Genomic DNA, 26,787 nt, shown 5'->3' on the forward strand with positions numbered 1-26,787 from the left:
CCTGATTATCAATATAAAACAATAAGATATACATCGAGTAACCAAAGTAACCAATATTTTTTACGCGCGTAACGAGAGTTAAGCAAAATCAGCATGTTTAACCCCCGTTTATGCTAATCCTCTGCCGGTTCTTTTTGCGGCGGCTGGTCGCCTGCCAGCACATAAAACCATGCCGTGCTTATCCCTGCCCGTTTAAGCTGTTTCGTCCATCGGTTGCTGCTCTTTTGCAGCCAGCCCGCGTCATAAAGCACTTTGCACACAAAATCTTTATCGTAACCGCCGCAGATTTCGATTTCGAAGGCTTCACGGGTCAGATAGTACACGGGCGGATAGCCGTTTCTTTGCTCTACATAGCCTGCATGGTAACGGCTGGTTTGATGGCCGCCGTCAATGCCTATTGATTCCAGCCGCCCGAACATCTCGGAATTACCTTTAGACTGGATAAAATCGGCTGCCCGTTGCAGTATCTGCCGCTCTTCATAGTTCCCCTTGCCTTCTCGCTCATACCAAGCATCAAAGCAAGCAAGCACACCAGCCACACCGTCGCCCGAATTAAAGCCCGTAATGCCCCATTCGGTTGCCAGTTCCAATGCGGCGGCAACCAATGCAAAGCGTTTAGCCACACGCGCGGGCTGCCCGCTCAAATCGGGCGGCAGGGCATCGCGGAAAGCAGCACAAAGGCCGTTTACTTTGGCGATAAACCCCGCCTTATCCCGCTGCATGGCTTCGGCGATATACTGCACAAATTCGCGCCCCGCATGGCCGTAATGATGTTTGGCCGACTGCTCCAATGTTTCGGCAAAAACCGCGCCGTCTGAAAAGCCGTGCAGGGTGTCAAATACGCGGAAACCTTTACCGGCATCGGCGGGAATAGACGGCAGACGCACATTCTGCCCCGCGTTCCATTCAAAGCCCGCCTGTTTCATGTAATGCAGCGCGTCAAATTCCCCCGTAGAAAGCAATAAAACGCGCCATTCCAGCCGCTCGCGGTTACCGCCTTGCTTTGCCCCTTGCAGCTTGCCCACGCCATTAAACAGCGAATAGGCCACGCTGCTAACGTCATTGCCCCGTGCTTGCGATATTTCATCAAGCACCATAAAGCCGTCAGACGTTGCAGCGGCGATATTGTCAATAGCCAGCGCGGTTGCTTTCCAAGTGTTTTTCAGTTTGTCGGGGTTGCCGAAAACGGAAAGTGCAAGCATGGCCGTAGTGGTTTTACCGCCGCTGGAAGCCTGAAACAGATGGAAGCCGCCGTTTTCCAGCTTCATAGGCGCAAGCAGCGGCGAAGCAAAGGCAGTTCCCAATGCCAGCATCAAGCGGCTGTTTCCTACCGCATAACGGGCAATTTCCGCCCGCCATGATTCAAGGCTGCCGGATACCGCATAAGCAGCTTTTTTGCTGGTGTCGCCGTTATAGATAACCCTACCTCCTGCATGGCCGATAATTTCGCCGCTGGGCAGTACATAGCCGGTATAACCGTCATTCAGCCAGCCGCCGCGGTTGGCTATCTGCCAGTCGGTAAAATCGCCTTGCCATTGCAGATAATCGGCTAATGCCGCCATTGCCTTACCGCTGGATTTAATCCCGATACCTAAACCGCGCAGAAAACACCAGCAAGCGGGCGTACCTACTGTTTCCAACGGCAAAGCCGCCTGTTTGCGCGTGTTTTCGCCGCGCCGCCGGTATTCGATAATGCGGTATTCTTTTTCATCATCGCCGACACCGCGCCCCACCAGTTCGATATTGTCGGCAATATGTAAAGGCGGCAGATGGTAGGGTTCGCCACTCTCGCGCGTTATGCCCACGCCGGTATAAAACAATCCCTCGCGGCGGTTTTCGTAAAACGGCTCTATCGGCGTACCGCCTGCCGACTGAATCGCAGCCAATGCGTCAAAATCGCTTTCAGGCGCGTTTTTACGGCTTTTGCCCGCCTTACCCTTAACCATGCGCAGCTTGCCTTGATTTTCGCCGTTTTGGCCGTCTGAAACACCCTTGCCGTTGTTTTTGGTTTCATCTGTCATGCTGCCGCCCCTTTCTGCACTTGCGCCGCCAACACGTCCAGCGCGTCCGCACCCATCGTGTCAGGCTGCCAAATCTTGATACTGTCTAAGCCTTTCTGATATTTGCGCTGCAAAGCCCGCGCCGCGTTTATGCCCGTGCCGTTGGTATCGTTATCAGCAATAATCACAAGCTCGCGGATACCGTCGGGCAATACCAGCGATTGAATGCCATGCGCCGAACCGCACGCCCACATAGGCACACCCGATACATAACGCGCCGCAAAAGCCGTTTCTATGCCTTCGCAAACGCCCAAAACGCCGTTTTCAGGTTCAAACAACCGTATGGCCGCGCCGGTAAGGCTTCCCGCACCCGCGCTCCGCATTTTCTTAGCGGGCAGACGCTCGCGGTTTTTCGGGTCGAACAACGCCGCTTTTACAGGCAAATCGTTGTATGAGGCCGTCTGCAAATAAGTGATATGCAGGCCGCACGGCTTGCCCGCTATATCCTGAAACAGCCCCACCATCGCGGGGAAATGCCCCAATACCCGTCCTTCATGCCAATAAGGCAGCCGTTTATGCAGGCGCAGGCCGTCTGAAACGGGCAATTTTTCAGGCAGGGGAATGCCGCGCCCATACAGATAATCCCCAATCATGCCGTCTGTATTCCACGGCAGGCATTCCGCCCACAAAGTAAGCAGGCGTTCGATTCTTCGTTTGCCGTCTTGCTCCGTGTCGGCGGGCTTTGGCGGGATTTTCGCCACAGAAGGGGCGATATGCCCACCGTCCAAACCCAATATCACGGCCACGGCTTTAACCGCCTCCGCAAACGTATAGCCGTACACCAGCATCAGCAAATCAAAGCCGCTGCCCCCGTCGGGCGTGCAATGGTTGCAAATAAAGCCGCCGCCCTGTTTATGGTCGGTAAAGCGGAAACGGTCTTTTCCCCCGCATGATGGGCAGGGCTGGTGTTTGCGGGTATCGGTGTAGCTTTCCGGCACACCCAAAGCCCGCAGGATTTCAGGCCAACGCCCCCGCGCCGTTTCTTTCACATCGGCAAGGCGGTAAGGCGGCCTGTTTTGATGGTTTTCTGTTGATTTAGTCATGATTTTGCCTTTCTTAAGGCTGAAAGCCCCCTGCCTAGTGCGTAAAACACGCGCTAAGGGCTTAAATATGCAAAATTAGGGGGATTTAACGATTGGATAATGGGGTTGCATACCCGAAGGCGGAAATGTGCTTTAAACGCAAAATAGACGGTTTTACGCATTCCCGCATTTTCAGACGGCCTTATCCGCCGCCACGACACAGACACACCGCCCATTTGCCACTTGCAAGCTGCATCAAGCACAAACGCCCATAAGCGGGATTATTGGGTATGGTTTCGCTATACCCGATGGCTTCGGCTGCCGTATCCGCTTCAAACAGGCACGCCAAAACACAGATATTCATGATTCCGCCTTTCCGTTCGGGTTGTCTGAAAAAAGGCCGTCTGAAACGCTTGCAGGCGCATCAAACGTTATGCCCCGCCGGTATTGCTCATGAATACGGAACACCAGCCACTTGCCGCCGTCCAGCAACATACCGAACCACACCGCCGGATAGCAGGCGGCAAGGCTGTTTAGGGCTTGAAAAGCCGCCGCAAAAGCAGCATGGGCATGATGGGGTGTGATATACAGGGGATTGGCTGCGGTTTGCATCATGAATCCCCCTTTTGTTCATTCTGAACACCAGCTAAAGCCAAATCTACCGCCATAGCCATTAAAACAGGGGAAGTTTCACTCACAACGGCGGTCAAATCCCGCAAGGCATCTTCCGCTTCTTGCAAATCTACCCGACAATGCGCGGCTGCTTGTCGGTTTACTTCGGCCAAACGGTTCATCATAAACAACGCAGCCAGTAAGGAACGGTTGGCCGTTTCCGCGCATGATTGCAGATAACCCGAATATTCAGAACTTAACACTTTGGCGTTATCAATGGCCGCGCCGTTTGCCAACAATGCAGGTAAGGCCGTCTGAAAGTTAGTGTTGATGGAAAATTTAGGTTTTTTAGGATTCAAAGATTCCATGATTACACCTCCCCGCTAATCACATTGCACACCGTCCAGCGCGTGCCGTTTTGCACGATATTGAAGCGGTAGTCGTTGGTGTTGGAAGCCGTCAGGCGGTCAATAAAGCGGCCTGCATCGGCCAAAGAATCAAAAGAACGGATAGAACGGGAAATAAGCGGGCGTGAATAGCCCTTGCGGATTTTACGCATGATATGTACCTTTTCACGTTGGTTTTTAATGCCCCGTTTCACGCTGCTAAACGTGAGGGCGGGGAACAAAAGGAACGGGTTAGCAGACTGGACAACGTGTTTCCAGCAGGCGTAAAGCCTCCCGTTCCCCTGTTCCCCGTAGGAAAAGGTACAACAAGGGAATGCAGACGTAACAATGCCGCCCGATATGGGATAACGGCGGCTTGTCTGCCACGTTGTATTAGGGCTGCTAAACCCTGCCGCTTGATTGAAAGCAGCGGATTCATTGTGCAACCGTCTGATTAAAACGTCAAGCAGGATACGGCGGTTTACGCCCATATCGCCCGAAAATGCTTGATATGTTGATAAAAACTGCATTAACATAATGTTTCCTTTGAATCACAATCAAAGTTTTTATAAGCCGTTTTTGGCTACCCCCTAACCAAGCCGCCTTACCTGTTTCAGGTTTGGCGGTTTTGGTTTCAGGTATTTGAAGGCGGGTTGTCAGGGTAAATACCCAAATAGTGCATATCGGCCTGATACTGCAACAGCTCTTCTTCAATGCGGTTTAGCAGCGATAATTCCCCGCCGATTTCGCCGTGATGGTGTTCCACAGAATACAGCCTGAAGGCTTCCTGCTTGGCCGCCACTACACAACACAGCAGAAAAGCAATATCAGGCTCCGGCACGCTATCACGGCCTAATATTTGCTCTTCCATACCAAGGCATATAGCTGCTAAATGGTCGAAATTAGCCAACAAGCCAAGCAGGCCGCCCAATCGTCGGTCGGTTTGGCCGCCATCAGGGTAACCGCTCTCAAACAATCGGCCTGCCGCGCGGTACTCTTCTTCTCTCATGCCGCCGCTCCTTGCTGGTGTTGTTTACGGCTCGCTGCAATGCGCTTATCAAGCCACGCCTGTAAGCCGTCAGACGGCCACGCAACGGCATTGGCCGACAACTGCACACGCTGGGGAAAATCGGCATCAAACCGCGCTTTGTCTTTCGGATTGTTTTTGGCATAAATCGCCGCCCGTGATAGCCCTGTAACTGCCATCACATCGGGCAGGCGAAGCATACGGATAGAAATGTTTTCCATTATTCAAGCTCCAAATAAAAATTCCCGTGTATTCCGTTATTTGCTTGGTAGCAAGGGGAATACACGGGTTAATAGTAAAGGCCGTCTGAAAAAGAAAGAATCAGCGTAGCCGTATCACTTATAAGTGATGCCGTAAAAAGTATAAGCGTTACCGCAACGCTTATACTTTCAATTTCGATTTTTCCAACGCCATTTTAAATTTTTCCAACTCATTTTGTGTTAAATTATTAGCCAACTGTTCATAACCGGCATAACCGTATGCTTCGTAGTTATCCAGTGCAAATTGCCGCGCTGAAAGTTCCGGTTTTTTTTCTTTAGCAGCCAAAAATGCAGCTTGCGCCTTTCTTTTTTGCTCGCTTCTTATCTCGCCTGATTTTACTGCCTTTTCGTGCGCACTCCTACGTTCAAAATGTGATTTCAAATCACTAAAAGACATCGTTCCTCTAGCTGCTATATCCATATTGGAAGCGAGGGCAAGCAAAGCCGATACATCAGCCATCAATTCGAATACCTTTGCAGGGTCATACATAACTGAAATATGATAGCCAAATTTATCAGCGTTTCGCGCCGCCGTTTCTAAGACGTCTGTTATCGTTTCCCATTGGTAATAATCCTGAACAATACGCCGATATGCCGCAGCGAGTAAGTGATTACGCGTCAAACCTTGTATTTTCCCACGCAACGCCAAAATTTTGACTGACAACGGTATTTCATCTGCTTTGGGGAAACTTGATTTATCCTTTGTTTGATTCTGATATAACATAGGGGGAAGTATATCAATAACGTACTCATTTATTTTTTTAAGATATTGAATATTCTGCATTTCATCGTCAAAGTAGCTTACGATTTTATCAATATCCACTAAAGCCTTATCAATGTCCGATACCGTCATATTTTCAAGCCAATATTCACATTCAAGCTTACACAATAAGATAGCCTTACCTAAATGTGGATTGACCTGATAACCTCTCTTCAATAACCAATGATTACAGCCACGTTCATTTTCAGAAATTTCCATTACTGCTCATACCTTGCCCCAATCATTAGGAAAACCACACCAGCAAAGGCTTAGGGCTTGCTTTTGTTTTCGCCCTTGGTAGCTAATCGCAGGCTAGGTGTGGTTGTAACGTTTCAGACGGCCTTTAACCGCCCTGAATTAACGCCCGCGCTTTATCATAGCGGGCGCGCAAATAATCTGAATACCATTGCATCATCTCTACCCGTTCGGCCATGTAGTCCGTGCGGTTATAGGCTGCTCTGATTTTGTTGTCGTCGATATGGGCAAGCTGCCGCTCGATTGCATCGGGGTTAAAGCCCTGTTCGTTTAATACGCTGCTTGCAAGGCTGCGGAAGCCGTGCGGTGTGGCTATGCCTTTGTATCCCATGCTGTTAATGATTTTGCCTGCCGTGTTTTCGCTGATATGGCCGTCTATGGCGGTGCGGCTGGGGAACAGAAACGGGCTGTGCCCCGTTATGGCGTGTAGTTCTTGCAATAACTCAAGCGGCCAGTCTGCCAGCGGGATAATATGCGCACGGGGGCGTTTCATACGCTCGGCGGGTATTGTCCATGTTTTCTTGTCAAAGTCGATTTCTTGCCATCTGCCGCCGCGTATTTCGGCATTACGGGCAAAGCAAAGCATAATCAGCATCACACATAGGCGGTTTTGCTGATGTGTATCGGCCAGTATCAGCCGTCTGAAAAACTCGGTTAGCTCTTCGCGCGGCAAGGCGGGCATATGAACGGCCTGCCGTTTAGGCAGATAACCGACAAGCGGGGCGGCGGGATTGCCGTCGGTAAGCTCCAGCAAGGCGGCATGATTGAAAACGCTGCCTATCCATTGCCTGATTTTTTCTGCCGTTTCCAATGCGCCCCGCTCGGCGATATGCTCGATTACGTTTTTTATATCGCTTACCCGTAATTCTTTAATCGGGCGGTTGCCGATATGCGGGAAAACGTCTGCTTCAAAATACTGCATAATCCGCGCCGCGTGTTTCTCTTTCCAACGCGGCAGGTTCTTGGTGTGCCATTGCTTCGTTACCGCTGCAAAGGTGTTCAGCAAGGCGGCCTGCCGTTCCTGCTTGGCCTGTTGCTTGGCTGCGCTGGGGTCTTGCCCTATGGCAATCAGGCGGCGGGCATTTTCAGCGGCTCCCCGTGCTTCCGCCAAGCCGATAATGGGGTAAACGCCGATTGCAAACGTTTTTCTTTTTCGGTCTATTGAATAATCAAGCCGCCAATACTTCCCACCGTTTGGTTTTACCAACAGATACAAGCCGCGCCCGTCTGTCAGCTTATAGGGCTTGTCGGCGGGTTTGGTGTTCTTTATTTGGCGGTCGTTCAACGGCATTTTTACGGTACTTTTTTTGTGGTATTTTCGGATACCGCTAAAAATACCGTAAATTTTTTGTTGATTCAATAAGACGGGGGTAGATTGGTGTAGATAATAAAGGCCGTCTGAAACAGCTCTTTATCAGAACAAAAGCCTTACTGGGCTTGGTTTTTTTGTGTATTTGGGTAGATGGGTATAGACGTAAAAAAACAGCCCCGAAAGGCTGTTGTTTTTTGAGTTTGGTGCGGAAGGAGAGACTCGAACTCTCACACCTTGCGGCGCTGGAACCTAAATCCAGTGCGTCTACCAATTTCGCCACTTCCGCATAGAATATGGAAGGCAGGATTATACCGAAAGTTAACAGAGATGCAAATCCGCCGTGCTTGAAAAAAGGTATAATGCACTCACCTACCCGAAACACCCGATCAGGCCGTCTGAAACGTTCAGACGGCCTCAATACCGAATTAACGCAAGAAAAAGGAAGCATCGATATGCCTGTTTCGCTGATCCGCGATTATTTGCAAACGCAAGGCTTGCGGCTGCCCGAAGACGATATCCGCGTGGGCGTGCTGGCGGCGCAAACGGTGATGCACAACGGCCGCGCCGAAATCGACCGCGCGGTTTTGTGGTATGCCGCAAACGATGCCGTGCTGTCGGAGCATATCGCCCCCACGCCCGAAAACGAAGCCTTGCTGAAGCAGATTTTCATGGCATTGGATTCGGCCTACAGCCGCACCGCCGCCGCACAAAGCGCGGTGGTGTATGCGCTGCTGCCGTCCGAACAAGGCCCGTTTTTGCTGCGTTTGGCGCAGCAGGGGCTGGTGCTGGCACAACGGCTGCCGGTTAGCGAAGAAAACGCCCGCTTCCATCTGCCCGTGCGTTCGGCGCACACCGGCTGGCTGAATCTGGCGGAAGATGTGGCGCACTGGCTCTCTTCGGAAGCACTCGAAGGCAACCACAACAGCCGCAGCCAAAGCCAGATGTCGCTGCCGGTCAGCACCGAAAACGGCAGCGTGCTCGGTATCGTGCATGTGGAATACGAAAGCAAGGCGGCGCTCACCGAAGCCGTTCAAGCCGATTGGGTGGCGCTGGCACTGGCGCTGGCCGAGCCGATGGCCGCTTTGCTGAAACCCGAACACCAAGAGGAACAAAATGACTGAACCGTTGAAATTTATCGCCGCCTGCCGCCTGCCCACCGAATGGGGGGTGTTTACCCTGCACGGGTTTGAAGAAGCAAGCGGGCAGGAGCATGTGGCGTTAACCATGGGCGATATCACCGACGGAGCGCCGGTGTTGGCGCGCATACATTCCGAATGCCTGACCGGCGATGCGCTGTTTTCGCAAAAGTGCGATTGCGGCCCGCAGCTTCAGGCAGCCATGCAGGTGGTTCAGCAAGCAGGCCGCGGCGTGATTGTTTATCTGCGCCAAGAAGGGCGTGGCATCGGCCTGATTAATAAAATCCGCGCTTATCAGCTGCAAGATCAGGGTTTGGACACGGTGGAGGCCAATGTGGCGCTGGGGCTGCCGGTAGATGCCCGCGATTTTACGCTGGCCAAACATATTTTCGAGCATTTGGGCGTAAAAGAAGTCAACCTCTTAACCAACAACCCTGAAAAAGTGCAGGTGCTGGCCGACGCGGGCATCAGGGTCGCCGAACGCGTGCCGCTGCAAGTGGGTGGGAATATAGAAAACGAACGCTATCTCAACACCAAAGCCGAAAAACTCGGCCATTGGTTTTAAAAGACTGAAGCCTTTGCAAAATTCGTTCGGGCCGTCTGAAAATACCCAACTGCCGCCATATTGGCGGGCCGGCAACCGTTATAGTTAATCAACTTTAATAAAACCACACACGTTATACTCGGGCTTAACCCGGGTATGGCGACACTGCCACCAGGCTAAGCGGTTCAACCACAGAAATACCCATATTGCCACAGGCCGTCTTAACGTTTCAGACGGCCTGTGGCATAAAACCGATACCGCCAACCACCTTTGCCAACCTTATCATTCAATTTCAATTGATTTTTTCAAACACCTGCCGCCGAATGGCTGCCGCCTTCTTTACACCGCAAAACCTTTACTATATATTGCCGAATGAACCGGCTACGCCGTACTACACGGCGGCCGTTTTCCCGAACACCATATTGAACGTTTAACGGAACCGCCCGAATAATTGGGGAAAGCGGTTTCCCATTCCCAAGAGGAGACACTCATGACTGCCAACGCAGCAGAACGCATACAACACGAAGGCCTGCGCGCCAAAATCATGTCGGCCGAACAAGCGGCCGAATTTGTGCAAAACGGCATGACCGTTGCCATCAGCGGCTTTACCGGCGCGGGCTATCCCAAAGCCTTGCCCACCGCCATTGCCGAACGCGCCAAAGCCGCCCACGCACGTGGCGAAGCGTTTGCCATCGGCATGATCACCGGCGCTTCCACCGCCCCCGAATGCGACGGCGTATTGGCCGCCGCCAATTGTGTCAGCTTCCGCAACCCCTTCCAATCCGACCCCGGCATCCGCAACAGCATCAACGCCGGCAACATCGCCTATCAAGATATGCACCTGTCGCACGTTGAGCAGCAGATGCGCCAAGGCTTCTACGGCGATTTCGACATGGCCATCATCGAAGCCTCCGGCATCACCGCCGACGGCAAAATCATTCCCGCCATGGGCATCGGCCACTGTAACGAAGCGCTGAAAGCGGCGAAAAAAGTGATTATCGAAGTAAACGCCGCCCAAAACGCCAAACTGGAAGGCATGCACGACGTTGCATACGACATCGGCGTGCCGCCGCACCGCCAGCCCATTCCGATCACCGGCCCGTTCGACCGCATCGGCTCGCCCTATCTCGAATGCGATTTAAACAAAATCGTGGCCGTGGTGCTCACCAGCAGCGGCGACCGCAACAGCAAATTCGCCGACCCCGACGACAACTCCAAACGTATCGCCGCGCAAATCATCGACTTCTTCTCCCACGAAGTGAAAGCCGGCCGCCTGCCGAAAAACCTGCTGCCGCTGCAATCGGGCGTGGGCAACGTGGCCAACGCCGTATTGGCCGGCCTGTTGGACGCACCGTTCGATGATTTAACCGGCTACACCGAAGTGCTGCAAGACGGTATGCTTGATTTGATTATCGCCGGCAAAATGAAATCGGCCTCCGCCACCGCCCTCTCGTTCAGCCCCGATGCACTGCAACGCTTCAACGACAACATCGAGTTTCTACGCGACAAAATCATCTTGCGCCCGATGGAATACACCAACAACCCCGAGGTTATCCGCCGCTTGGGCATCATCGGCATGAACGCCATGATCGAAGCCGATATCTACGGCAACGTGAACTCCACCCATGTGATGGGCACCAAAATGATGAACGGCATCGGCGGCTCCGGCGACTTCACCCGCAACGCCTTCTTCTCGTTCTTCGTGTCGCCCTCGGTGGCCAAAGACGGCGCGATTTCCTGCATCGTGCCGATGGTTTCGCACCACGACCACACCGAACACGACGTGATGTTTATCGTAACCGAGCAGGGTATGGCCGATTTGCGCGGCAAATCACCGCGCCAGCGTGCGAAGCTGATTATCAACAACTGCGCCCACCCCGAATACCGCGACCAGTTGAACGATTATTTCAACCGCGCCGAAAAAGCAGGCGGCCTGCACACGCCGCACCTGCTGCTGGAAGCCCTTTCCTGGCACCAACGTTTCGTCGAAACCGGCGATATGCGCATCAAATAACCGTATTAGTGTCCGCCAACCCCTTGCAGCTTTTGCAAGGGGTTTTTATTCGGCTTGCCTTTGCCTGACTTAACCGGAGCTTGATAGTCAATCAGTTTGAGAAAAGCACTTCCAAGACGGCCTTAAAATGTTTGTACAAAGATTCAGGCCGAGACCTTTGCAAAATTTGTTTAGGCACCTTAAAACGCTTGCGTCATGCTCGGGCTTGACCCGAGCATCTTTTTGTTTCAAAAGAAATAACAGATACTCGGGTCAAGCCCGAGTATGACGAAATATAATACATTCAGGATTAAAACGGCTTTTTTGCAAAGGCCTCAGGCCGTCTGAAAAACATTCAGACGGCCTTTCGATCAAACCAAACCCAAACTTACAACGTGGCCATATCGATTACAAAACGGTATTTCACATCGCTTTTCAGCATACGCTCGTAGGCCTCGTTAATATCTTTCATATCAATCACTTCGATATCGGAAACGATGTTGTGTTCGCCGCAGAAGTCGAGCAGCTCTTGTGTTTCTTTCAGGCCGCCAATCAGCGAGCCGGCCACGTTGCGGCGTTTGAAAATCATCGGAATGGTGGAAAGCGCGGGGTTGATGTCACCCACCAGGCCGACAAACACCAAGGTGCCGTCGAGTTTCAGCGTCGGCATATAGGGGTTGACGTCGTGCTCGTAGGGCACGGTGTCGATAATCAAATCAAACTGGTTGGCGGCGGCCTGCATTTGTGCGTTGTCGGTGGACAAAATCACCTTGTCGGCGCCCAAACGGTAGGCATCGTCGGCCTTGCCGGGGCTGCGGGAAAACAGGCTCACTTCCGCACCCAAAGCGTGCGCGAGTTTGATGGCCATATGCCCCAAACCGCCGAGGCCGACCACCGCCACTTTGCTGCCTTTGCCCACCTTCCAACGGCGTAGCGGCGACCAAGTGGTGATGCCGGCGCATAAAATCGGCGGCACGGCTTTGGTGTCGAGGTTTTCGGGCACTTTAAGCACGAAAGCGTCGCTCACGGTGATGCTTTTCGAGTAACCGCCGTAGGTGCGCAGGCCGTCGTGTTTGTCGGTGGAATCATAAGTGGCGACAAAGCCGTTGTCGCAATATTGCTCCAAATGGTTGCGGCACGGCTCGCATTCGCGGCAGCTGTCGACCAAACAGCCCACGCCCACCAAGTCGCCTACTTTGAATTTATCCACTCCGCTGCCCACGGCGGTTACGCGGCCGACGATTTCGTGGCCGGGAACCACGGGATAAGTGGTAAAGCCCCAGTCGTTGCGGGCAGTGTGCAAATCGCTGTGGCACACACCGGTGTAAAGAATATCGATAACCACATCATCCGGGCGCGGGTCGCGGCGCTCGAAGCTGAAAGGCACCAGCGGGGTGTCGTGCGAATGGGCGGCATAGCCTTTTACGGTTTGCGTCATGATTCATCTCCTGTTGAGGTTGGGAAGCTGTTTTATCTTTAGTGGCTTAAATTTAAAAGAGGACAAGGCGACGAAGCCGCAGACGGTACAGATAGTACGGAACCGATTCTGTTGCCGCTTCAGCGGCTTACAAAATCGTTCTCTTTGAGCCAAGGCGAAACAACGCTGTACGTGTTAAATTTAAGCCGCTATAAAAAAGTTTTCAGACGGCCTGTCGGCTACCACTATACGCCTTTTAAGCAGCAGGATAAACCGTGTGCAGCCGGCCGGGCGGCAGGCGCATATTTTTAAAGCGGCCGTTAATTCCGCTATATACTGTTGAATATGCGTGTTTCAGCCTTATATGAGATTACGCTGTAACCCTTTTTTAACCGAAAACCTGCAAGGAGGCTTTTATGAAACAAGATTTCGAACAGCAAAAAGAAGCTTTGATGAAAGAAATCCGTTCTGTTCTCAACGATGTGGAAGAGTTGTACAACAACGGCGTGGAAAGCGGCAGCGAAGAAGCCAAAGCCCTGAAAGCCAAACTGCAAGACAAGCTGAGCGCGGCCAAAACCAAACTGTATGATTTTGAAGAGCAGGCCGCCCGCAAAGTGAAGCATACCGCCAAACAGGCCGACGAACTGGTGCAGGAAAAGCCCTACTACGCCATGGGCTTCGCCGCCTTGGCCGGACTGGTGGTGGGCGTATTGCTCAACCGCCGCTAAGGCAGTATCCGAGGCCGTCTGAAACATTTTCAGACGGCTTTTTTATGTTATGCTTTGTTGCACCGGCAGCTTAGAAAGCAGCAATGCCTAAATTAATCAAAAGGATATCCATGAGCCTGAAACAACACATCAACCATTTCCAAGTGCTGCTGAATCAAGGCGTAGATTTATTCCTGCTGCGGCTGCGTATGCTGCAACTGGATATCGGCGACCAAGCCTCCGCAGTGGTGCGGATTTTCGCCGCCGTGGTGCTGATGGGCGCATTGTTTGTGTTCGGCATGATCAGCCTGCTGTTGGGTTTGAACCATGTTTTAAGCAGCGAAGCCAAAATCTGGGTGTTTTTCGGCCTGGCCGTTTGCAGCCTGCTGGCGATTGCCGCCTTGGCCTCATGGTCGGTTTCCTCTTGGAAAAACAAAAACGCCCAAGTGGCCGCCACCCTGCGCGCAATGCAGCAGGATATCGCCTGTCTGCGCGGCATGGCGGCACAGGATAAGGAGGAAAAAACCAATGAACGCCAAGCATGAAGAACGCAAACTGTTAGAAATGCAGGCCGAACTGGCGCGTTTGAAAATCACCGCCGAGCGCTTGAAAATGCAACGGGCGCGCGAACAGCAAAGCATGATCGACAGCGGCCTCAACACCATTCTCGGCCTGGCCGACGGCCTGCCTTCGCAAAACCTGCTCTGGAAAAGCCTGCTGCTGCCTTTAAGCTGGAAGCACCGCATCTTCACCGCCGCGGGCCTGCTGCTGTGGCAGGTTTGGCGGCAGGACAACAAACGCTGACGGTTTAACGTTTGCTTCAAAACAGGACGTAGCCTTTGCAAAAATATCCTTAAGGCCGTCTGAAAACCAGGCAAGAAGGCTTTCAGACGGCCTGAACCAATCTTGCAAAGATGATTAACGTTTAATCATGCAAACACTTTGCCAGCCGCATTTGACCCCGCCCGAAAAACCCCGCAAACTTACGCTTTTACAACCCCTTAAAGTTCACCGCCATGACTGCCTCCCAACTGCTGCAAACCTTAACCGACATCGTCGGCACACCCTACATCATCACCGACCCCGCCAAAACCGAACCCTACCGCCAAGGCTACCGCTTCGGCGAAGGCCGCGCGCTGGCCGTGGTGCGGCCTGGCACGCTTTTGGAACAATGGAAAATCCTGCAAGCCTGCGTGGCAGCCGATGTGATTGTGCTCACGCAGGCCGCCAACACCGGCCTCACCGGCGGCTCCACGCCCGACGGCAACGATTACGACCGCGATATCGTGATTGTGAACACCATGCGCATGAACATCATCCGCCCCATCAACAACAACGAACAAGTCGTCTGCCTGCCTGGCGCCACGCTCAACCAGCTCGAGCTGCTGCTGAAACCCTTGGGGCGCGAGCCGCACTCGGTTATCGGCTCGTCGTGCATCGGCGCATCGGTGCTCGGCGGCGTGTGCAACAACTCCGGCGGCGCACTGGTGCAGCGCGGGCCGGCCTACACCGAAATGGCGCTGTTCGCCCAATTAGACGAAAACGGCGAACTGCACCTTATCAACCACTTGGGCATCGATTTGGGCGACACCCCCGAAGAAATCCTCACCAACCTGCAAGGCCACCATTACCGGCAGAAAGACATCACGCCCGATGCCGGCAAAGGCCACGACCACGCCTATTGCAACCATGTGCGGCAGGTTGACGAACCCAGCGCCGCCCGCTTCAACGCCGACCCCGCCCGCCACTACGAAGCCTCGGGCTGCGCGGGCAAACTGATGGTGTTTGCCGTGCGCCTCGACACCTTTCCGCTCGAAAAACACACCGCCGTGTTCTATATCGGCACCAACAGCACCGACGAACTCACCGCCATCCGCCGCGCCGTGCTGGCCGATTTCAAAAACCTGCCCGTTTCCGGCGAATACATCCACCGCGACGCTTTCGACATGGCGGCGGTGTACGGCAAAGACACTTTCTGGGTGATTAAAAAATTCGGCACCCACCGCCTGCCGCAACTGTTCGACCTCAAAGCCAAAGCCGACCGCCTCGGCAAAAAACTCGGTATCCTGCCCGCACACTTCAGCGACAAAGCCCTGCAATTTGCCAGCAAATACCTGCCCGAACACCTGCCGCAATCGCTGCGCGACTACCGCAACCGCTTCGAGCACCACTTGATTTTAAAAATGGGCGGCGAAGGCGTGGAAGAAGCGCGCGCCTTTTTGAAAGACTATTTCAGCGGCAAATCAGGCGCTTATTTCGAGTGCAGCCCCGAAGAAACCCAAGCCGCCATGCTGCACCGCTTCGCCGTCGCCTCCGCCGCCGTGCGTTACCGCGCCGTGCACGACAAAGAAGTGGAAGACATCGTTGCCCTCGACATCGCCCTGCGCCGCAACGATAACGACTGGTTTGAGCAACTGCCGCCGGAAATCGACAACAAAATCAGCCACAAACTCTATTACGGCCACTTTATGTGCCACGTGTTCCACCAAGACTACATCGTGAAAAAAGGCCACGACTGCCAAGCGCTGGAGCACGAAATGCTGCACCTGCTCGACCAACGCGGCGCGCAATACCCGGCCGAACACAACGTCGGCCACCTATACGAAGCCAAACCCGCGCTGAAACAGTTTTACCGCAAACTCGACCCCACCAACAGCTTCAACCCGGGCATCGGCAAAACCTCCAAGAAAAAACACTGGGCCGATTAGGCACACAGGCCGAGACCTTTGCAAAATTCGTTTAGGCCGTCTGAAAATTTTTCAAAAAGCCCATCGAAATTTGAAAATATCTACTCTGCGTCATACTCGGGCTTGACCCGAGTATCTTGTTGTTACGAAAGAACCGGTAGATACTCGGGTCAAGCCCGAGTATGACGCAAGTATTTTGAAAACTGTTACTTGGAATTTGCAAAGATAGGTCGTCTGAAAACCTTCCCGATATGATATGGACACCCCGCACCTGATTTGCCTGATTGCCGACAACCGCACCGCAGCTTTATACCGCCCTGATGCGCTGAACGAAGCCGACCGCCAGCGCGTCCAACGCCACCCCACGCTGGCAACGCGCACCGATTGGCAAGTTAGCCGTTACCTGAAACAGCAGGCTCCCCTGCCGGCGTGTTCCCTTTCGCACAGCAAAGGGGCTGCTGCGCTGTTGTGCGGCTGCGGCACCGTCAAAGCAGGGGTGGACATCGAAGCCATACGCCCGCGCGACTTTGCCGCGCTGGCCGGATGGGTGGCCACGGAAAACGAGCGGCGGATACTGTCGGCAAACGGCTGGCAGGCCGACGGCTTCTACCGTTTGTGGACGCTCAAAGAAGCGCTGCTTAAAGCCGCCGGCTTGGCCTTCCCTGCCGACATGGCGCGCGTTGGCCTGCAAACCTTTTCAGACGGCCCAACCCGCCTGCACGTTAACGGGCAGCACGGCTGGCAAGGCATCAGCACCACCGTAAACGGCAGCTGGATGCTCTCTTGCGTGTGGCAGGGGCAGGCGGAAATCGAGCTGCAAACACTGGGCGGCTCGGCCTGCGGGCCGGTTGAACGCTACGGATAATAACCGGCCGGTTACCATAGTGACTTAACTAGAGTGAATCCGCTAAATTTTAGTAACAGTTTCGTCATACTCGGGCTTGACCCGAGTATCTTTTCGGGTTTCAGAAATTTTTAGGAAAATGAGATACTCGGGTCAAGCCCGAGTATGACGTATGTACTTTTTCTTAAGTAAATTCACTATATACCGTACTGTCTGCGGCTGCCTCACATCGAAGCTAGCTTATCCGCCATAAATGTTTCAGGCCGTCTGAAATGTTTCAGACGGCCTGAAGTTTATTTATCACAACATGGCTGCGTTCCGTTTTCAGCGGAACAGCTGCACCGTTGCCAAACCCAAAGCGGTCAGCAGCAGCGAGCCGAACAAATGCAGCGAAACCACCGACAGCGCCGCACCCCACCGCTGTGCTTGCAGCATACCGATGATTTCCAGCGAAAAGCCCGAAAAAGTGGTGAGGCTGCCGAGAAAACCGGTGATCAGCAGCAAACGCCAGTTGGGGCTGAGCACGGGAAAACACTCCAGCAAAGCGGCAATCAAACCGATTAAATAAGCACCCGCCCAGTTTGCCGCCAACGTGCCGAACGCAAACCACGAAGCCGTGCCGGCAAACCACAGGCCGAACGCGTAGCGCAGCAACGCGCCGAACGCGGCGCCTGCAACGATGGCGGAAAAATTGGCGAACATGGCGGTATCCTGTTAAACCCAATGGGCGGCCTGTGCCGGAAAAGGTTTTCAGACGGCCTGAGATCTTTGCAAAACTCATTAAAGCCGTCTGAAATGTTTGATTTCGTCATTATCGAGCTTGGCCCGATAATCCGGCATTTGCATTCAGGCGAAAGGTGAATATTTCAGAAGTATCCGGTGCCGGATTGACGGATCAGGCCCGGCAATGACGGGCCGGTGCTACCGGAAACCGTGCATCCGCATTAAGTTTTCAGATGGCCTGAAGGTAGTTTTGCCAAGGTTTCGGCCTGAAATCTTCAGCAGGTTGTTTAGTCCGTCTGAACGTCATGCCCAGGTCAAGCCCGAGTATGGCGGAAAACCGGCATCTTCAAACTTCAACCGGTTATCCGGCAAAAGCTACGGCATTTATTCCGCTGCGGGCAGCTCCATCGCCAACACGGCGGCTTCCTGTTTGCGGCGGAAGGCTTCGAGTTTTTCGGCCAGCTCGGGATTTTCGTTGGCCAGCAGGGCAACGGCAAACAACGCGGCGTTGGCCGCACCGGCTTCGCCGATGGCAAACGTGGCCACGGGAATGCCTTTGGGCATCTGCACGATAGACAGCAGCGAATCTTCGCCGCGCAGGTATTTGCTCGGCACGGGCACGCCCAACACCGGCACGGTGGTTTTGGCGGCCACCATGCCGGGCAGATGGGCGGCTCCGCCCGCACCTGCAATGATGGCTTTGATGCCGCGCCCGCGTGCGGTTTCGGCATATTCAAACATTAAATCGGGGGTGCGGTGTGCGGAAACGACGCGCGCTTCGTATTCAACGCCGAATTCTTTTAAAAACTGTGCGGCATGCGCCATAACCGGCCAGTCGCTGTTGCTGCCCATAATGATGCCTATTTGAGCCATGTTTAATCCTTTAAATTTTAATGTTTGACCGGGAGTGCAGTCAGAAAGCATTGCGGCGGTATTTTTGAGGAATAACCCGCTTCGCAAGCCTTCCGGCTACACGCCCCAATCAGCGTTTTTTCAATTCGCCGTATGCGCGCTTGGCGGCCGGGCTGTCGGGATAGATTTGAATCAGTTTGCGCCAGGTGTCGCGGGCGATGTCCTGCTGCTGCATACGGTATTGGCACGAACCCACGCTGAATAGAGCCTCGGATGCTTGGGCGCTGTTGCGGAAGCGGTTGGCGAAGCGGTTGCCGATGTTGATCACCGATTCGCAGTTGCCCATGCGCTGATGGCTTTGCATCAGCAGATACATACGCTGGCGGGCATCGTCGCTGCCGTTGCCGCCGCTGTCGGCGCCGCGCAGCAGGGCGATGGCAGCGGCGTAATTGCCGCTGTGGTAGTGTTTGAGGGCGTTATCGTAGTCGCTGGTAACGGGTAGGGCAGGCCCGGCCGGCACGGTCGTGCTGCCGGTGCGGGCCGGCGTGCGGGCGGCCGGTGCGCGGCGTTCCAGCTGGCGCACGCGGGTTTGCAGGCTTTCTATCTGTTTTTCCAAACGGGCCATCTGAATGCCCAAATTATCGATTTGCGCCTGTGTGTCGGGTTCGGGATAGGGAATGCGCGTATCGGGCGGGTTGCCTTGCGTTGCGGAAGACGGCGAAGCGCCCGTATTGGCGCAGGCGTTCAGCAGTAAAACGGAAGAAAGCAGCAGGGCGGGGAGTTTGGGGTTCATGATATCCTCGCGGTTATTTTTTCAACAGCAGGGTCAGGCCGTCGCCCACGGGCAGGGTGATGGGGGTGATGCGGTTATCGTGCGGCAGGTTTCGGTTGAATGCCTGCAAAACGGCATGGGCAGGCGGGCTGTCGGCGGCAACGGGTTGCAGCACGCGCCCGCCGAGCAATACGTTGTCGATGGCGATGATGCCGCCGCTGCGCACCAGTTGCAGGCAGCGCTCGAAATATTGCGGGGTGGGCGGTTTGTCGGCATCGATCAGGGCGATGTCGTAAGTGCCGCTGCGGCCTTCGGCAATCAGGTCGTCGAGCGTGAGCAGCGCGGGTTGCAGGTGCAGGGTGATTTTGTGCGCCACGCCTGCGGCCTGCCAGGTTTCGCGGGCGATGTCGGTAAAGGTAACGTTGATGTCGCAGGCGGTAACGGTGCCTTCGGGCGGCAGAGCCAAGGCCATGGCGGTGCTGCTGTAACCGGTAAACACGCCCACTTCGAGATAGTGTTCGGCACGGATCAGCCGCGCCAGCCAAGTGAGCAAGGCGGCCTGCTCGGGGGCGATGGCCATTCTGCCCAAGCGGTGTCCGGCGGTGCGCCGGCGCAAGGCGGCCAAAACAGGCGGCTCGGGTTCGCCGATGCTGTTCAGATAGCCGGCAAGCTGCGGGTCGATATTGTGTTTGTGGGTTGCCATGGCTGCAAAGGCCGTCTGAAAAATATCAGTCGGGCTGGTAGGCGTAGGGCTTTTTCGGCAGTTTGGCCGCTTCGTAGCCTGCCTGCTCTTCGGGGTTGAGTTCGACATCCCACAGAAGGGCGCGGTTTTTCAGGCGCTGTTCGGCTTCTTCGGGGTGTTTTTCGATGTAGTCGTCGAGAAACCGGGTGGCTTCGGATTTGTAGTGATACATGGTTGTGTTCTCTTTGGTTTTACACGATATGTTGCGGAATATACGGGATTATAGCCGAAAAAGCGGCGTGTGCGGTGTGATGCGCGGCGCTTTGTGCGCAGTGTGTGGCGATGGGGTATAATGCGCCGTTTTACTAGGGTCTGCCGACAATTAACGCAACGGCGGTATTTTTGGTCAAAATTCCTCGTCTGCGGCGTTAAGTAGCGTAGCGGACTTGCGAAGCTAAAATGCTCGCAAGGTGTTCAACCTTGCTGCGCTTTTTGCCTTGCATACGCGGTTTTTGACTCAAAAAACCGCTTCGTCGGCCACGTCGACAGACCCTAAAGCGCGGCGGGTTTGGCAAACAACCCCGCCGATTGAGTAACGCAGGCCGTCTGAAACCTTTGCAGAAAAGTTTGCGCGCAGGGTTTTCTGCAAAGGTTTCAGGCGTTTCAGACGGCCTTGTTTTATGGTTGGAACAATATGTTGAAAAAATGGCTGCACAAGGTGCTGCCCGGCAAATCGGGCAGAACGCGTGCGCACAAAGAAGTGGTTCCGTTTGCCGAACACCGCATCAGCGCCGATATGCTCAGCTTCGCCGCCGAAAAAGTGGTGCGCCGTCTGCACAACGAAGGTTTCGAAGCCTATGTGGTGGGCGGGGCGGTGCGCGACCTGCTGCTGGGCATCGAGCCGAAAGATTTCGACGTGGCCACCGATGCCACGCCCGAACAGGTGCGCAAAATATTCCGCCGCAGCCGCATCATCGGCCGGCGCTTTCAAATCGTGCACGTGATGGTGGGGCCGGAAACCATCGAAGTAACCACGTTCCGCGGCGGCGGCAAGGTGCAGCACAACGAACACGGCCGCATCATGAAAGACAACACCTACGGCAGCATGGAAGAAGACGCTATGCGCCGCGATTTCACCTGCAACGCGCTGTATTACGACCCGATACGCCAGCAGATTACCGATTTCCACCACGGCGTGGCCGACATCCGCGCCCGCAGGCTGGTGATGATCGGCGACCCGGCCGCACGCTATCAGGAAGACCCCGTGCGCGTGTTGCGCGCCGTGCGCCTGTCGGCCAAGCTCGGTTTTGAAGTGGAGCGGGAAACCGCCGCGCCGGTGGCAGAGTATGCAGGCCGTCTGAAACAGGAGCCGGTGGCGCGCCTGTTCGACGAAATCATGAAGCTGCTGTTTTCCGGCCACGCCCTGCAATGCCTGACGCAGTTGGAACGCTTGGGCGTGGCCGCCGACATCCACCCGATTCTCACCGCCCTGCAACAGGCGGGCAAAGGCGGGCAGAACATCGTTACGCTGGCCCTGCGCAACACCGACGAGCGTTTGCGCGCCGACAAATCGGTGTCGGTGGGTTTCGTGCTGGCCGCCGTGATGTGGCCGCAGCTCGAAAACTATTGGCAGCGCAACCTCGCCGCAGGCCTCAAACCGACACCCGCGCTCACGCAGGCCGTTAACGAGCTGCGCGACATCGAAAAAGGCTGGGGCCTGCCGCAGCGGTTTTCCGCCACCATGCGCGAAATCTGGCAGCTCCAACCGCAGTTTGCCAACCGCCGCGGCGCACGCCCGCACCGCCTGATTGCCCAGCCGCGCTTCCGCGCCGCTTATGATTTTCTGCTGCTGCGCGCCGAAACCGGCAGCGCCGACCCCGATCTGGCGCAATGGTGGACGGCCTTCCAGCACGCCGACGACGAAACCCGCCTGCTGATGAGCGCCAAGCAGGAACAAGAAAGCGGCGGGGAAGGCGGCGAAAAACGCAAACGCCGCCGCAAACCACGCAAAAAGAAAGAAAGCAGCAACCATGCCGTCTGAAAACCGTTTGGCGTTAACGCTGATGTTCCGCGAATATTGCAGCCTGTGCCACAAAATGCGCGACGCCCTGCTGCCCTATCAGGCCGAATACGGGTTTGATTTGGAAATCATCGACGTGGACAGCGACCCGCAGTTGGAAGAACAATACAACGAGCTGGTGCCCGTTTTGCTGCACGGCGGCACCGAAATCTGCCATTGGTTTTTAGACGAAAACAAACTGCGGGCGTTTTTGAATGCCTGCCGCCAGAGTTGAACCACTTGTTTAGCAACCGCTCCGTCATACTCGGGCTTGACCCCAGTATCTCCGAGTTCAAAGAAAATAAAGATACTCGGGTCAAGCCCGAGTATGACGAATGTAATTTTTCTTAAGCCTGTTACTATAAAAGCCTGCGCCCTGCAAACTTCAGGCCGTCTGAAAACAATTCGTTCAGACGGCCTGATACCTTTGTGCCGCGCCGCAAAAACCCTTACACTATCCGCTTAATTTACATACCGCCACAAAAAGGAACCGCCATGAGAAGCCACCGTTTACGCGAATTGCTCGAACTGCTGCAACCTTATTGGTCGAAAGACCCCGAGCTGAACCTGCCGCAGGTTTTGCAGAAAATCGCCGACGAAGCGGGCTTCGACAAACCGCTTGCCGATCTGACCGACGAAGTGATTATCTACCACCTGAAAATGAGCGGCCGCGGCAAACACGACCCGATTCCGGGCGTGCAGAAAGATTACGAAGAAGACTTCAAAACCGCCCTGCTCAAAGCGCGCGGCATCATCCAAGAATAAAACCGAAGATTAAACAGAGGGCGCAACCCCAAACCATTTGCGCGCGCCCGTGCCCGCATACGATAACGGCGCTACTAACGCCGGCATGAATCTGCAAACCCTTCAGGCCGTCTGAATAATCAAAACCGCCCTACTTCCAACCCGCCATGCACGCACAGCCGTTCGACCCCCTCGCCATCGCCATCGAAGGCACCAACCTGATTGAAGCCTCGGCCGGCACAGGCAAAACCTACAACATCGCCGCCCTCTTCACCCGCCTGATCGTGCTCGAAAAAATGCCGGTTGAAAGCGTGCTGGTGGTAACGTTCACCAAAGCCGCCACCGCCGAGCTGAAAACCCGCCTGCGCGCACGTTTGGACGATGCCTTATCGGCATTGGAACACGGCGCCACTTCAGACGGCCTGCAAAACCACTGCCGCAGCCGCCACCCCGGCGACAATTTTATCCTGCCGCTGCTGCAACAGGCCCTGCGGCAAGAAAGCCGCGAGCGGCTGATTGTGCGCCTGAAAGCCGCCATCGGCCGGTTCGACAGCGCCGCGATTTACACCATACACGGCTTCTGCCAGCGGCTGCTGCGCGATTATGCCTTTCTGTGCCAAGTGCCGTTCGACGTGGAACTCACCGACGACACCCGCGAGCGCCTGCTCGTGCCGGCGCAGGATTTCTGGCGCGAAAAAGTAGCGCCCTACCCTTTATTGGCGCAACTGGTGTTCAAACACCGCCAAACCCCGCAAACCGCCTTGGCAGCCGTTAAAAACTTTACCGCCCGCCCCTATTTGGTTTTCAGACGGCCTGCGGGTGATTTGGCCGCAAGCCATGCCGAATTGGAACAAATCTGGCAGGAAATCCGCACCGCCCTGCCCGCTTTGGAAGAAAAGTTCTGGGCGCTGTTTGCAACCGTTTTAAACGGCACCTATTTCAGAAAAAATTCCTATCAAGAACTCTTCGCCACCCTGCAACAGGCCGCAGAAAACAACCGCCTGCCCGACGTGCCGAAAGAAGCCAAGAAAAAAGAAGATTTTTTCAACCGCCTCGAAAACCTTTCCGCCGACGTACTGCCCGGCAAACTCAAAAAAGGCAAAACGGTGGATACCGAAACGCAGGCCGAATTCAACAAACTGGCAGAGTTCGGCCGCAAACTGGCAAACACCGCCCAAGCCGAACAAGACGCCCTTGCCGCCCTCTATTTCGACCTGCTCGACCACCTCGCCGCCGCGCTGGCCGAACGCAAAAAAAACCGCCGCGAGCGCGTGTTCGACGATTTGCTGCTCGATGTTTACAACGCCCTCACCACCGGCGCGCACGCCGCCGCGCTGGCGCAAACCGCCGCAGCCAACTGGCAGGCCGCGCTGATAGACGAATTCCAAGACACCGACCCGCTGCAATACGCCGTTTTCAGCCGCCTGTTTGCCGAACAGAACCGCCCGCTGTTTTTGGTGGGCGACCCCAAACAAGCCATTTACAGCTTCCGAGGCGCCGACATCCACGCCTACCTGCAAGCCGCGCGCGATGCCGGCAAACACTACACGCTGGCGGTCAACCACCGCAGCCACGGCAACCTGATACGCGGCATCAACGCCCTTTTCCGGCAAAAAAACCGCCCGTTCGTGCTGGATCACATCGATTATGCCGATGTTGGTGCCGCCCGCGAAACAGGCCGTCTGAACGGCGGCGGCAGCGCCATACAGATACGCTGGCTCAACCGCCCCGACGAGGGCGATAACAAAGACATTCTGCGCTACCGCGCCGCCGGATACTGCGCCGACGAAACCGCCGACCTGCTCAACCAAGCCGCGTCAGGCTGCCTCAACTACCAAAAACACCCCGATGAAGCCGGGAAACCGCTGCAAGCGGGGCAGATTGCCGTGTTGGTGCGCACCCACCGCGAAGGGCAGATGGTGGCCGCCGAATTGAAAAAGCGCGGCATCCAAAGCGTGTTGTTAAGCCGCGAATCGGTGTTTGCCACCGAAGAAGCCGCCGCCCTCGCCGCCCTGCTCGGCTTCTGGCTGCAACCGCACGACACCGGGCCGCTGCGCTTCGTGCTCGGCGGCGTGCTGTTCCGCCAAACCGCCGCCGAACTCTACGACCTCAACCGCAACGAAAGCAGCCTGCTCGAATGGATTGCATCGGCGCAAACCGCCGCCGAAACCTGGCAGCAATACGGCATCTACACCGCCGTGCAGCAGTTTGCCGCACGCCACGGCATCGAAGCGCGGCTGCTGGCGCAAGGCAACGAGCGCAGCCTCACCAACTACCACCAGATTATCGAGCGGCTGGCCGAAGAAAGCGAACAAAGCCTCAGCCCCGCCGCGCTGCACCAATGGCTGCTGGCACAGATTCAGACGGCCTCAGAAGATGGCCGCAGCCACCCCGACAGCAACCTGCTGCGGCTGGAAAGCGATGAAAATCTGGTGAAAATCGTTACCATGCACGCCGCCAAAGGCTTGCAGTATCCCGTGGTGTTCTGCCCGTTTGCGTGGGACGCCAAACCCGCCGAAAACAAACACTGGCAGATTCTCCACCGCAACGGACAGGCCGAACTGATCGCCCCGCACCAGCCCGACGAAAGCGACCGAAACCGCCTGGCCGACGAAGCCCTCAGCGAAAACCTGCGCCTGCTCTATGTGGCCCTCACCCGCGCCGAAGAACGCCTAACCGTGTATGCCGCCCATTGCGGCGACACCCCCCGCAACCCGCTGGCCTACCTGCTCGAAGGCAGCGCCGACACCAGCCGTATCGAAGCCGAAGCCGCCTACAAAATCGAAAAAGCCGCCCTGCTGCAACACAACTGGCAGCGTTTTATCGAAAACGCCCCGAAAAACACCGACTTTGCTTTCATAGAAAGCGCACCGCCGGCAGCAAATTACCGGCCGCCAACGGTTTCAGACGGCCACTATCAGGCCCAAACCCTGCCCGAGCGCCGCTTTGAAACCGTGAGCCACACCAGCTTCACCGGCTTGAGCCGCCAAACCCGCCACAGCAACGCGGAAGAACACTCCCGCGAAGAGCTGCAACCTGCAATCGACGCCGCCGAAACCGACGACGCACCCGTATCCAGGCCGTCTGAAAACCCGCCCGGCTGCGATATCCACTCCTTTGCCCGCGGCGCCGATGCCGGCGTATGCCTGCACGAAATTTTGGAACAGTTCGACTTTTCCGCACCCGCCTCCGGCCAAAGCGAACTCGTGCGCACCACCCTCGAACGCTACGGCTTCGAGCCGCACTGGCAGCAGGCCGTCGAAACCATGCTCGACCACACCCGTCTCGCCCCCTTGGGCGGCGGCACGCTTGCCGGCACCCCCGCCAAACGCCGCCGCGCCGAAATGGCATTCACCCTGTATATGCGCGATTTCTCGCTCAGGCATTTGCAGCAATGGTTCGCCCGCCCCGATAACGGCCTGCCCGCCGAATGCGCAGCCGCCGCGCAACTGTTGGATTTCAACGATGTAAAAGGTTTTTTAAACGGCTTTATCGACATGGTGTGCCTGCATTCAGACGGCCTCGTTACCTTAATCGACTACAAATCCAACCATCTCGGGCAAACCGCCGCCGATTACCACCAAGCAGCCATGAACGAAGCAATGGCGCACCACCACTATTATCTGCAAGCCCTGATTTACGCCGTTGCCGCCGCCCGCTATTTCCGTTCGCGGCAACAACCCGTGCCGAAAATCGCCGTGCGCTATCTCTTTTTGCGCGGCCTCGGCGGCAGCGGCAACGGCATCTGGGCCTGGGATCTCGATACCGGCCTGCTGGCCGACTGGCTGGAAAACGGTTGATCTGATTTATAGTTTGTTTATAGCGCATCAACTCAAGGCAAATTGCATACATCATACTCGGGCTTGGCCCGAGTATCTCTTTTTCTTCCAAAACAAACAGATGCTCGGGTTGAGCATAAGCATGACGCAAGTG

The 26,787-nt window shown here is 55.3% G+C and carries 27 protein-coding genes, 1 tRNA gene and 1 pseudogene; 12 read left to right on the forward strand and 17 right to left on the reverse strand.

The window, feature by feature from the left end; all coding sequences use genetic code 11:
- Positions 1–113: 113 nt before the first annotated feature.
- From H3L92_RS06745 to H3L92_RS06795, 11 genes are all read right to left on the reverse strand, one after another.
- Complete coding sequence (locus tag H3L92_RS06745; protein WP_085365893.1) at positions 114–2,021, reverse strand: DUF927 domain-containing protein; 1,908 nt, start codon at positions 2,019–2,021, stop codon at positions 114–116.
- Positions 2,018–3,103: a DUF7146 domain-containing protein gene (locus H3L92_RS06750; RefSeq protein WP_085365894.1), complete on the reverse strand. Its 1,086-nt coding sequence runs from the start codon at positions 3,101–3,103 to the stop codon at positions 2,018–2,020. Before H3L92_RS06750 ends, H3L92_RS06745 begins: the two co-directional genes overlap by 4 nt.
- A gap of 181 nt (positions 3,104–3,284) precedes the next feature.
- Positions 3,285–3,446 carry a hypothetical protein gene (locus H3L92_RS06755; RefSeq protein WP_158088147.1) on the reverse strand — a complete coding sequence of 54 codons (162 nt, stop codon included), beginning with the start codon at positions 3,444–3,446 and terminating at the stop codon, positions 3,285–3,287.
- Positions 3,443–3,697 (reverse strand): hypothetical protein, encoded by a 255-nt coding sequence (locus H3L92_RS06760; RefSeq protein ID WP_085365895.1) that lies wholly within the window; start codon positions 3,695–3,697, stop codon positions 3,443–3,445. The genes H3L92_RS06755 and H3L92_RS06760 overlap by 4 nt, the downstream gene beginning before the upstream one ends.
- Positions 3,694–4,062, reverse strand: a complete 369-nt coding sequence (locus tag H3L92_RS06765; RefSeq protein ID WP_085365896.1) for a hypothetical protein — start codon at positions 4,060–4,062, stop codon at positions 3,694–3,696. Before H3L92_RS06765 ends, H3L92_RS06760 begins: the two co-directional genes overlap by 4 nt.
- A 2-nt stretch (positions 4,063–4,064) precedes the next feature.
- The gene (locus tag H3L92_RS06770; protein ID WP_143824333.1) at positions 4,065–4,616 is read right to left on the reverse strand and encodes a hypothetical protein; all 552 of its coding nucleotides are present in this window, start codon (positions 4,614–4,616) and stop codon (positions 4,065–4,067) included.
- A gap of 98 nt (positions 4,617–4,714) precedes the next feature.
- Positions 4,715–5,089: a hypothetical protein gene (locus tag H3L92_RS06775; protein WP_085365898.1), complete on the reverse strand. Its 375-nt coding sequence runs from the start codon at positions 5,087–5,089 to the stop codon at positions 4,715–4,717.
- Positions 5,086–5,328, reverse strand: coding sequence for a helix-turn-helix transcriptional regulator (locus tag H3L92_RS06780; RefSeq protein ID WP_085365899.1), 243 nt, complete (start codon positions 5,326–5,328; stop codon positions 5,086–5,088). The genes H3L92_RS06775 and H3L92_RS06780 overlap by 4 nt, the downstream gene beginning before the upstream one ends.
- 160 nt (positions 5,329–5,488) lie before the next feature.
- Complete coding sequence (locus tag H3L92_RS06785) at positions 5,489–6,346, reverse strand: hypothetical protein (RefSeq protein WP_143824334.1); 858 nt, start codon at positions 6,344–6,346, stop codon at positions 5,489–5,491.
- Between the two features lie 124 nt (positions 6,347–6,470).
- Entirely contained in the window at positions 6,471–7,673 is a 1,203-nt protein-coding gene (locus H3L92_RS06790) for a tyrosine-type recombinase/integrase (RefSeq protein WP_085365931.1), read from the reverse strand.
- 222 nt (positions 7,674–7,895) lie between these two features.
- Positions 7,896–7,980, reverse strand: a tRNA-Leu gene (locus tag H3L92_RS06795).
- 73 nt (positions 7,981–8,053) lie between these two features.
- On the opposite strand from H3L92_RS06795, the gene H3L92_RS06800 reads away from it, so the two are divergent.
- The 3 genes from H3L92_RS06800 (at position 8,054) to scpC (ending at position 11,388) form a co-directional block, all read left to right on the forward strand.
- A complete protein-coding gene (locus tag H3L92_RS06800) occupies positions 8,054–8,815 on the forward strand; it encodes a hypothetical protein (RefSeq protein ID WP_372338533.1) in 762 nt (253 codons plus the stop codon).
- Positions 8,808–9,395, forward strand: coding sequence for a GTP cyclohydrolase II (gene ribA / locus H3L92_RS06805; RefSeq protein ID WP_085365902.1), 588 nt, complete (start codon positions 8,808–8,810; stop codon positions 9,393–9,395). Before H3L92_RS06800 ends, ribA begins: the two co-directional genes overlap by 8 nt.
- 469 nt (positions 9,396–9,864) lie before the next feature.
- On the forward strand, positions 9,865–11,388 hold the full coding sequence (scpC, locus tag H3L92_RS06810) for a succinyl-CoA:acetate CoA-transferase ScpC (RefSeq protein WP_085365903.1): 1,524 nt from the start codon (positions 9,865–9,867) through the stop codon (positions 11,386–11,388).
- A 367-nt stretch (positions 11,389–11,755) separates the two neighbouring features.
- Here the strand turns inward: scpC and H3L92_RS06815 are convergent, their stop codons facing one another.
- Positions 11,756–12,805, reverse strand: coding sequence for an NAD(P)-dependent alcohol dehydrogenase (locus H3L92_RS06815; protein ID WP_085365904.1), 1,050 nt, complete (start codon positions 12,803–12,805; stop codon positions 11,756–11,758).
- Positions 12,806–13,200: 395 nt separating this feature from the next.
- Between H3L92_RS06815 and H3L92_RS06820 the strand changes: the two genes are divergently transcribed.
- The 5 genes from H3L92_RS06820 to H3L92_RS06840 all read left to right on the forward strand — a co-directional run bounded on the left by H3L92_RS06820 (position 13,201) and on the right by H3L92_RS06840 (position 17,043).
- Positions 13,201–13,512 carry an ElaB/YgaM/YqjD family protein gene (locus H3L92_RS06820; RefSeq protein ID WP_085365905.1) on the forward strand — a complete coding sequence of 104 codons (312 nt, stop codon included), beginning with the start codon at positions 13,201–13,203 and terminating at the stop codon, positions 13,510–13,512.
- Positions 13,513–13,622: 110 nt separating this feature from the next.
- Positions 13,623–14,036 (forward strand): phage holin family protein, encoded by a 414-nt coding sequence (locus tag H3L92_RS06825; protein WP_085365906.1) that lies wholly within the window; start codon positions 13,623–13,625, stop codon positions 14,034–14,036.
- The gene (locus tag H3L92_RS06830; protein ID WP_085365907.1) at positions 14,020–14,295 is read left to right on the forward strand and encodes a hypothetical protein; all 276 of its coding nucleotides are present in this window, start codon (positions 14,020–14,022) and stop codon (positions 14,293–14,295) included. The genes H3L92_RS06825 and H3L92_RS06830 overlap by 17 nt, the downstream gene beginning before the upstream one ends.
- A 212-nt stretch (positions 14,296–14,507) precedes the next feature.
- Entirely contained in the window at positions 14,508–16,199 is a 1,692-nt protein-coding gene (gene dld, locus H3L92_RS06835) for a D-lactate dehydrogenase (protein WP_085365908.1), read from the forward strand.
- Positions 16,200–16,434: 235 nt separating this feature from the next.
- Positions 16,435–17,043: a 4'-phosphopantetheinyl transferase family protein gene (locus H3L92_RS06840; RefSeq protein WP_085365909.1), complete on the forward strand. Its 609-nt coding sequence runs from the start codon at positions 16,435–16,437 to the stop codon at positions 17,041–17,043.
- A 303-nt stretch (positions 17,044–17,346) separates the two neighbouring features.
- Here the strand turns inward: H3L92_RS06840 and crcB are convergent, their stop codons facing one another.
- The 5 genes from crcB to H3L92_RS06865 form a co-directional block, all read right to left on the reverse strand.
- On the reverse strand, positions 17,347–17,724 hold the full coding sequence (gene crcB / locus H3L92_RS06845; RefSeq protein ID WP_085365910.1) for a fluoride efflux transporter CrcB: 378 nt from the start codon (positions 17,722–17,724) through the stop codon (positions 17,347–17,349).
- Between the two features lie 405 nt (positions 17,725–18,129).
- Positions 18,130–18,618 carry a 5-(carboxyamino)imidazole ribonucleotide mutase gene (gene purE / locus H3L92_RS06850; protein ID WP_085365911.1) on the reverse strand — a complete coding sequence of 163 codons (489 nt, stop codon included), beginning with the start codon at positions 18,616–18,618 and terminating at the stop codon, positions 18,130–18,132.
- 109 nt (positions 18,619–18,727) lie between these two features.
- Positions 18,728–19,390, reverse strand: a complete 663-nt coding sequence (locus H3L92_RS06855; protein ID WP_085365912.1) for a tetratricopeptide repeat protein — start codon at positions 19,388–19,390, stop codon at positions 18,728–18,730.
- Between the two features lie 13 nt (positions 19,391–19,403).
- A complete protein-coding gene (locus H3L92_RS06860; RefSeq protein ID WP_085365913.1) occupies positions 19,404–20,072 on the reverse strand; it encodes a class I SAM-dependent methyltransferase in 669 nt (222 codons plus the stop codon).
- A 25-nt stretch (positions 20,073–20,097) separates the two neighbouring features.
- Complete coding sequence (locus tag H3L92_RS06865) at positions 20,098–20,283, reverse strand: DUF3460 family protein (protein WP_085365914.1); 186 nt, start codon at positions 20,281–20,283, stop codon at positions 20,098–20,100.
- A 462-nt stretch (positions 20,284–20,745) separates the two neighbouring features.
- On the opposite strand from H3L92_RS06865, the gene H3L92_RS06870 reads away from it, so the two are divergent.
- The 4 genes and pseudogenes from H3L92_RS06870 (at position 20,746) to recB (ending at position 26,654) form a co-directional block, all read left to right on the forward strand.
- Positions 20,746–22,092, forward strand: a complete 1,347-nt coding sequence (locus H3L92_RS06870; RefSeq protein ID WP_085365915.1) for a polynucleotide adenylyltransferase PcnB — start codon at positions 20,746–20,748, stop codon at positions 22,090–22,092.
- Positions 22,079–22,345, forward strand: a pseudogene (locus H3L92_RS06875) (glutaredoxin family protein); the annotation flags it as partial. The gene H3L92_RS06870 and the pseudogene H3L92_RS06875, both read left to right, overlap by 14 nt.
- A 260-nt stretch (positions 22,346–22,605) precedes the next feature.
- Entirely contained in the window at positions 22,606–22,875 is a 270-nt protein-coding gene (locus H3L92_RS06880; protein WP_085365917.1) for a YihD family protein, read from the forward strand.
- Between the two features lie 146 nt (positions 22,876–23,021).
- Positions 23,022–26,654 carry an exodeoxyribonuclease V subunit beta gene (gene recB / locus H3L92_RS06885; RefSeq protein ID WP_085365918.1) on the forward strand — a complete coding sequence of 1,211 codons (3,633 nt, stop codon included), beginning with the start codon at positions 23,022–23,024 and terminating at the stop codon, positions 26,652–26,654.
- The last annotated feature ends 133 nt before the right edge of the window (positions 26,655–26,787 follow it).

Origin of the sequence: Neisseria dentiae, assembly GCF_014055005.1 — a bacterium.
GTDB classification, from domain to species: domain Bacteria; phylum Pseudomonadota; class Gammaproteobacteria; order Burkholderiales; family Neisseriaceae; genus Neisseria; species Neisseria dentiae.